Origin of the sequence: Enterococcus sp. C57 (assembly GCF_040887305.1) — a bacterium.
GTDB classification, from domain to species: Bacteria; Bacillota; Bacilli; order Lactobacillales; family Enterococcaceae; genus Enterococcus_B; species Enterococcus_B hirae.
The window spans coordinates 120,147-126,975 of record NZ_JBFOFP010000010.1 but is presented as its reverse complement, the minus strand read 5'-3'; the positions used below and the strand labels follow the sequence as shown (position 1 = coordinate 126,975).

The window sequence follows — 6,829 nt, the reverse complement described above, 5'->3', positions numbered from 1 at the left end:
GATAAACGACAGAATGTAATGAGAGACGTAGCAGTCTTACATTTTACTAAAAGTGGAAAGGTCAACTCTATTGAATATTGGAAAACTCCTTCTGAATTGAAATCGTATCATGTGAGAAATATTGAATTAATGCAGTCCGCAGGACTGAAAGATAAGAATGGCGTAGAAATATTTGAGGGGGATATAGTACTTGCGGATGGTGTTAAAAAAATAGTGACATTTGGAGAACAAGAGCATGAAGAAGATTTTGGTGATTTGATTTACTATATCGGATTCAATGTTTATACAAAAATGGGGTATTCATCAGTTATTCCTGTGGAATACGAAGTTATCGGGAATATTTGGGAAAATAGCGAGTTATTGGAGGAACAGCTATGAATAAACAGGAATTGATCGACAAATATACTGCAGAAATAGCTAAATTAAGACCATATTGCCCCAATAGAAATTTAATTAGCGAGCAACTTAAATATGATCTTTATAAAGAAATCCTAGATGATTTAGAACAACTAGACGAACCGCAGAAGCATGTGATGCCGAAGTTTTTTGATGATTGGGCAAAACGAGTTATAGCAAAACATGACAAATTTTATGCTATTTCACTTGTTGCACGTGCAGGTTGGGGATATGGTGTTGATTTTGAACTTAGCGAAAACGGATCATCATCAGAAAACAAAGAGCTATTGTACTGGATTGTTGATAAATGTAGTGACAATTATCCTAATAAAAAGAAAGCAATAGAAGCTTTGTTATACGGATACGAGGTAGAGAAAGAACCGGAATATCATGTGATACTGAGTGAAAATACAGGTGGATGGAAATATACTTTTTTAGATGAAGAGGGAAGCATTGATCGTACAAATAACAAAGCATATATCCCAACTTTCACTGAAAAGAAAGTAAAAGCAATTGATGAAAGATTCTGGCCATTTGCTGTGCCAGTGGAAGAGGTGGCGGAAGGATGAGCAAGGCGTTGAAATGGCTAGAAGCTGAAGCAGATAGACTCGAAAAAGAGTACATTGAAAATGATGATCCGAATAAAACAGTAAATCATAGCTTTATAGAAGGCTTCAATTATGCGTTAGTAAATTTACAGGCGATAGAAGAGCTAGAACCCAACGACAACCAGAAAATCGTGTTGGAGTGGTTGAAAAGCGAGACAATTTTAACTAGAGAAGCACCAATATTATCTGTTAATGCTTTTTCTGATAAAAATTTACTAGGAAAATTACCTGATAAAGTACGCAAAGCTTATAAACTATTGGATTGTAAACAAGAATATGAAGTCCTAGCAGCATTCGCTCAATGGGGATTGGGACAGGAGGAAGCGGAATGAAAATACACGAACTAAAAATACTGCCAGAATACTTTGAAGCAGTAACAAGCGGACGTAAACAATTTGAAATTCGCAAGAATGATCGTGATTACAAAGTCAATGATCTACTGATTTTGAGAGAATGGACTGGTGAGAGCTACACAGGAGATTTGTACAAAGCAGAGATCACTTACATCACTGATTACATGCAGAAAAATGGATATGTTGTGTTGGGAATTCGAGGATTGGAAGAAGCGGAATGATAAAAATGACATTGGAAGAACTACAAGAAAAATATAAAAGAGGCTGGTATAAAAAAGGTAAAACGTATCGTTTTCTATGTGCTATTGATGGTATGGGGTTTCTAATATATAAAACAAAAACAGCAATGAAAAAGAAAACATCCACGGTGTGGGGAATTAATCCAGAATGTGATGAGTGGTTTTCTGAAGCCGAATATATTGGATTAGACTTGGAGGAAAAAGAATGATCTATCATTTTATCTTTATTGTGCTTTTCGTTTCTATGTTAGTAATCATCCAAGAAGGGAACAAGAAATAATGGGAAAGACGAAATCGAAAATCAAGAAGAAAAAACGCCGTTTGGAACAAAAGGCGATTCAGAATGGAACGGCTAACTCAAAACTTTTGAAGAAGGGAGAAAAGCGTAATTGATAAAAATTTTTGCTGAAATTGATGATAAGAAGACAAGAAAAAATGTAAGAGAATTTCTTCGTAGTTATCGAAATATAGAACGTTTAATCGGTTCAGTCAAAGTAGATTTTAATACAATGACAATTATTAAAGGAACTAAATATGAGTTAGCCCGAAATAGTGAAATAATCGAACTGAAAAAAACTAGAGATTCAATTATATATGCATTAAAACTTTTAAGTAAAATCCATTTTCAAATCCTTTATTATAGTTATTGTTATCCTGAAAAATTAACGATAGATCAAATAGGAGAAAAATTAGGCTATTCTGGTAGAACCATCGAACGAAAGAAATCAGTTGCAGTGATTGAATTTGCTGAAGCATATAATTCAGGAGAATTACTGTCTTATAAAAAATAAAAAAAGCCACCTCTTAACGAGATAGCAACGCAATACTATTTTACCATAAGGGGTGGCGTTTGTGAGGTTTCAGTGGTTAAAAGATTATCAAGAACTTGATGAGCAGATTCTTTACTTAAAATGGAATCTTAATAAAAGTAAGCTTGAATTGAATCGGTGGGTCTATGGAGATTTAGCAGACGTCCGCATCGAAAAGAATTCTAGATCAGCTTCTTTGGAAGAAAATATTCAAAAGATAGAAAATGAAATTGATTTACTCGAAGAGCAACGCAAAGAAATGCTGGCTATTATTAACTCTTTTAAAGGAATTGATAATGAGATCATTCGAAAAAAGTATGTCGAGGGTTGTTCATTAGAGATAATAGCGGAAGAGATTGGCTACAGCGCATCTTATGTTAGACAAAGACATGCTGATATTCGCAAAACTTTGAATTTCTTAGATGAATATGAAATGAACAAGATAGACAGACAAAACAAACTTAATGAGATTGATTATTACAATAATCGAAGAGACGAACCTGAACAAATCAGTTTATTTTAAAATTCCAATGTTCACTAAATGTTCGAACATTGTAGCTATGTCAGTATTGTATACAGCATGATATTCTATTAATGTCGAAAGATTAGGAAACAGGATCGACAAAATAAACGAAGGGAGGTAGTCTCCCTCATCGTTGTAATTATGCTTTGATGGACAGCAACCAACTAATCACAAAAATACGAAAAAGGAAGTGAAAACCTCCTTTACTTTCCATTGTTTATCTATATCAACTGGTTGCTGTCTGTTTTGATATAAAAAAATTAGCTATCCTCAAAAGATAGCTAGCAATACAATTATTTTTTACTGCAACAAGAACGACAACAGTATTTGCATCCAGAAACATTTAAATTTGGTTTTTTGATACGAATATATCGGAGCGCTGATGAACATTCTATATAGTATCCAATTTCAATCGAATGATTTTTGTCAGGGGCATATGGACAGTCTATTTCATGTAGTATGTGAGTATTATTTTTTGTAGGTGTTGTATCAATAACATAATTAGGCATATGAAAAACCTCCTTAATTAATTATATAACGACTAAAAATAATTTCGCAATACACTTATGTCGCTGTGGCGGAAATAGAGAGACGCGAAGGTGAAGGTAGGTTGCGTACGGCGCACTACTGGGACCTTGTACAAAACTAGAGCGGACTAGTACATGAGTGGTGCAATCCCACTCCAGCGACTTTGGGTTTGCGGTACAAGATCCCGAAAGTAAAACCGCATTGAGATTGAGTAGTAGTGGAGGCAATCAGACCCATATACTATTCTATGGCTACTACAAGATGAATAGGCAATCTCAATTATATAGCATGCTAGAGCTATACCCCATGAGCTCCTCTGAGGTGTAGTTTTTACATATTAGATCACTCGTTGAGTGGTCTTTTTATTTTGAAAGGAGTTTTATCTATGAATGATTTTCATGAAGCAATGCTAACAATCAATGTAAATGTAAATATGGCAGAAGTTTATAAGATAGCTATTGAATCTGAAAATAATCCTAATGGTTTGAGAGATCATTGGAATGGTAATTACGCCTATGTGGTTATTGGTAATAAGGTAGATCGATATTTTGACAACATTTTTTCGAAAGATACTGTTGATTTAACGATTCAATTGTTATCTCATACATTGCCAAATTTAAAAGAAACAGTTGAATGGTATGAGAAGATGGGGGCTGAAATAATTAGAACAAACTATAAAGAGAATCAAGAGAAGAGTAACAATGACAATTGATTCGTTTTATAAAAGTAAACGATGGATCAAAAAGAAGAATGCAATATTAAGAAGATATCAATATGAATGTCAAGAAAGCAAGAGATATGGTATTCGAGTGAAAGCAGAAATGGTCCATCATATTTATCCAAGAAAAGAATATCCTGAGTTAGCTTTTGTTGATTGGAACTTATTACCATTAACACACAAAAAACATAATACGTTTCACGATCGAGAGAATGATGAGATTATTGGTGAAGGTTTATATTGGCAAAGAAAAAGGCAGAAAGAGTTTGAGCGTTGGAAAAAGGATAGAGAATCCCCCCCTCCTTTTGAAATCTAAAATTACTTTTTGGGAAACGGATATGGGAACTTTTTCCAATAGCGAGGACTTTTTGAAAAAATTTTTTCCTTGAGATGAAATACGATAATAGCAATTAATAGAGCTGTTTTTATCGTTTAAAACCGTGCAGAAAAAAGCCCTTTTTTTCGCAGTAATATATCTTGATTTGAGGAGGTGATAACTTGTCTAAAAATATCCCAAAACGTGAAAGTATAAAAAAACGCACAATTAAATATATGAAGGAATTAGGAACATATAAGCCACAATACAATCAAATTATAGAAGTTTATTCTGATATGGTTTATCAATACAATTATCTAAGTCGTGAGTTTGAAAGACAAGGCTATGAAATTATTTTGGAAACAGAAAAAAGCGGTGGGAAGAAATCGCCAATTTTAGCAAGTTTAGAAAACCTTCGAAAAGATATAGGTACTTATTCTGATCGATTAATGTTGAATGCTAGAACCTATCAAGCTGAAGTAGAAATGCCTAAAAAAGAGAAATCCGCTTTTGCTAAACTTTTAGAACAACAACAGATGTGATCAGATGGATTTATCGAATATTACATCTAAGCATTTTGAAATAGCTTTAAATTATGCAAAATCAATTGTTAATTTTAAAATACTAGCTAATTTAGATAGGAGACTAGCATGTGAACGTTTTTTAAAAGATCTGGAACGAACAGATATTGATTTTAGACAAGAACAATTTGATTTTGTCATTAATTTAATTGAAGGTACAATTCATCATGTTCAAGGAGAAGATAAAAATGGTGTGAGTTATAAAGGGCAACCATTATTGCTGACTGATTGGCAAAAATTTGTTTGTGTGAATTTATTTGGATTTTTTGAAAAAGGTTCAGATATTAGGCGTTTTAAAGAAGCGCTTATTTTTTTACCACGAAAACAGGGGAAAACAGCATTTAGTGCTGCGCTAACCGAAGCAAAAAGCATTTTAGATAGACGATCGGGTTCTAAAGCTTACATTGTTGCAAATTCAGTTAAACAAACTCTAGAATGCTTTAATTTTTTAGTTGATAACGTCAACGAATTAAAAGAAGACGTTGAAAAACTAAGAATACGTGATAACAATCAAGAACATTCCATTTCAATAGATTTCGGTGATGGTACAAGTGACATATTTGCAATTGCGAACCAAGAAGATAAACTCGATTCATTAAACTGTAACTGTCTAGTATTAGACGAACTACATTCTTGGAAACGAGCAGGAGCAAAAAAATACACTTTAATGAAAAATGCGATGAAGGCATATCGGAATAAATTATTAATAGGGATTTCAACCGCAGGAGATATTCCTGATGGTTTCTTAGCTAATCGTTTAAAAACCTTACAAAAGGTATTAAATGGTTCAATTACTGATTCAGCATATGATTCTTATTTCATTTTCATTTGTAAAGCAGATCAAGACGAAGAAGGTAATATTTTAAATAGTAAAGGAGAAATTACCACTATTGATGATCCAGAAGTATTAGAAATGTGTACTCCTTCTATCAATGTGACAGTGACTTTGGATGAACTATTAGATGATGCCTCACAAGCAATGAATGAACCACAATTAAAAACAGAATTTCTAAATAAAACGTTGAATGTATTTACCAATGCAATGGATGCATATTTCGATATTAATGAATTTAGAAGCTCTGATATGCAGTATGATTGGACATTAGAAGATTTAGCAAAATTACCAATTGTTTGGTATGGAGGAGCTGATTTATCTAAATTACATGATTTAACTGCAGGTGCTTTGTATGGTTCGTATAAAGGAGTAGATATCTGTATTACTCATGCTTTCTTCCCTAAATTAGCTGCTGTAAAGAAAGTAGAAGAAGATGGAATACCATTGTTTGGTTGGAAAGAAGATGGCTGGCTCACAATGAGTAATACTCCTACCGTTTTACATGATGATATTGTTAATTGGTTTATTTCTATGAAACAAAAAGGCTTCAAAATTAAACTCGTTGGTTTTGATAAAAAGTTTGGTCGAGAGTTCTTTTTTAAAATGAAAAAAGCAGGATTTAAAATTAAAGATCAACCACAATACTTTTATAAGAAATCAGAAGGCTTCCGTCATATCGAGGTAAAAGTCAAAAATAAACAGTTCTATTACTTACATTCCGATGCCTATGAATATTGTGTTCAGAATGTGCGAGCAATTGAAAAAACAGATGATATGATTCAGTACGATAAACTAGATGGTGACGGCGGAGTTCAGCGTGTTGATTTGTTTGATGCAAGTGTATTTAGCTGTTGCCAGATGCTAGAAGATATGGCATTTGGTAATGTTGGCACAGAATGGTTAAATCGTAAATATTAAAAGAA

11 protein-coding genes are annotated in these 6,829 nt (G+C 33.2%); all 11 read left to right on the top strand.

Features of this window, described 5'->3' with window-relative positions:
• A partial coding sequence (locus tag AB5M32_RS12270; protein WP_368024488.1) for a YopX family protein occupies positions 1 to 378 on the top strand: 378 nt, incomplete at its 5' end.
• A complete protein-coding gene (locus tag AB5M32_RS12265; protein ID WP_201701238.1) occupies positions 375 to 965 on the top strand; it encodes a DUF1642 domain-containing protein in 591 nt (196 codons plus the stop codon). The genes AB5M32_RS12270 and AB5M32_RS12265, both read left to right, overlap by 4 nt.
• A gap of 8 nt (positions 966 to 973) precedes the next feature.
• A complete protein-coding gene (locus AB5M32_RS12260; protein WP_368024489.1) occupies positions 974 to 1,336 on the top strand; it encodes a hypothetical protein in 363 nt (120 codons plus the stop codon).
• Positions 1,333 to 1,578, top strand: coding sequence for an ASCH/PUA domain-containing protein (locus tag AB5M32_RS12255; RefSeq protein ID WP_236592747.1), 246 nt, complete (start codon positions 1,333 to 1,335; stop codon positions 1,576 to 1,578). The genes AB5M32_RS12260 and AB5M32_RS12255 overlap by 4 nt, the downstream gene beginning before the upstream one ends.
• The gene (locus AB5M32_RS12250) at positions 1,575 to 1,805 is read left to right on the top strand and encodes a hypothetical protein (RefSeq protein WP_201701236.1); all 231 of its coding nucleotides are present in this window, start codon (positions 1,575 to 1,577) and stop codon (positions 1,803 to 1,805) included. The genes AB5M32_RS12255 and AB5M32_RS12250 overlap by 4 nt, the downstream gene beginning before the upstream one ends.
• Before the next feature lie 180 nt (positions 1,806 to 1,985).
• The gene (locus AB5M32_RS12245) at positions 1,986 to 2,387 is read left to right on the top strand and encodes an ArpU family phage packaging/lysis transcriptional regulator (RefSeq protein ID WP_236592746.1); all 402 of its coding nucleotides are present in this window, start codon (positions 1,986 to 1,988) and stop codon (positions 2,385 to 2,387) included.
• Between the two features lie 61 nt (positions 2,388 to 2,448).
• Positions 2,449 to 2,928, top strand: coding sequence for a hypothetical protein (locus AB5M32_RS12240; protein ID WP_201701235.1), 480 nt, complete (start codon positions 2,449 to 2,451; stop codon positions 2,926 to 2,928).
• Between the two features lie 913 nt (positions 2,929 to 3,841).
• Positions 3,842 to 4,168, top strand: a complete 327-nt coding sequence (locus AB5M32_RS12235; RefSeq protein ID WP_201701234.1) for a hypothetical protein — start codon at positions 3,842 to 3,844, stop codon at positions 4,166 to 4,168.
• Positions 4,158 to 4,490: a hypothetical protein gene (locus tag AB5M32_RS12230; RefSeq protein ID WP_034866422.1), complete on the top strand. Its 333-nt coding sequence runs from the start codon at positions 4,158 to 4,160 to the stop codon at positions 4,488 to 4,490. The genes AB5M32_RS12235 and AB5M32_RS12230 overlap by 11 nt, the downstream gene beginning before the upstream one ends.
• A gap of 182 nt (positions 4,491 to 4,672) precedes the next feature.
• Positions 4,673 to 5,032 (top strand): P27 family phage terminase small subunit, encoded by a 360-nt coding sequence (locus AB5M32_RS12225; RefSeq protein WP_002341976.1) that lies wholly within the window; start codon positions 4,673 to 4,675, stop codon positions 5,030 to 5,032.
• A 4-nt stretch (positions 5,033 to 5,036) separates the two neighbouring features.
• A complete protein-coding gene (locus AB5M32_RS12220; RefSeq protein ID WP_368024487.1) occupies positions 5,037 to 6,824 on the top strand; it encodes a terminase large subunit in 1,788 nt (595 codons plus the stop codon).
• The last annotated feature ends 5 nt before the right edge of the window (positions 6,825 to 6,829 follow it).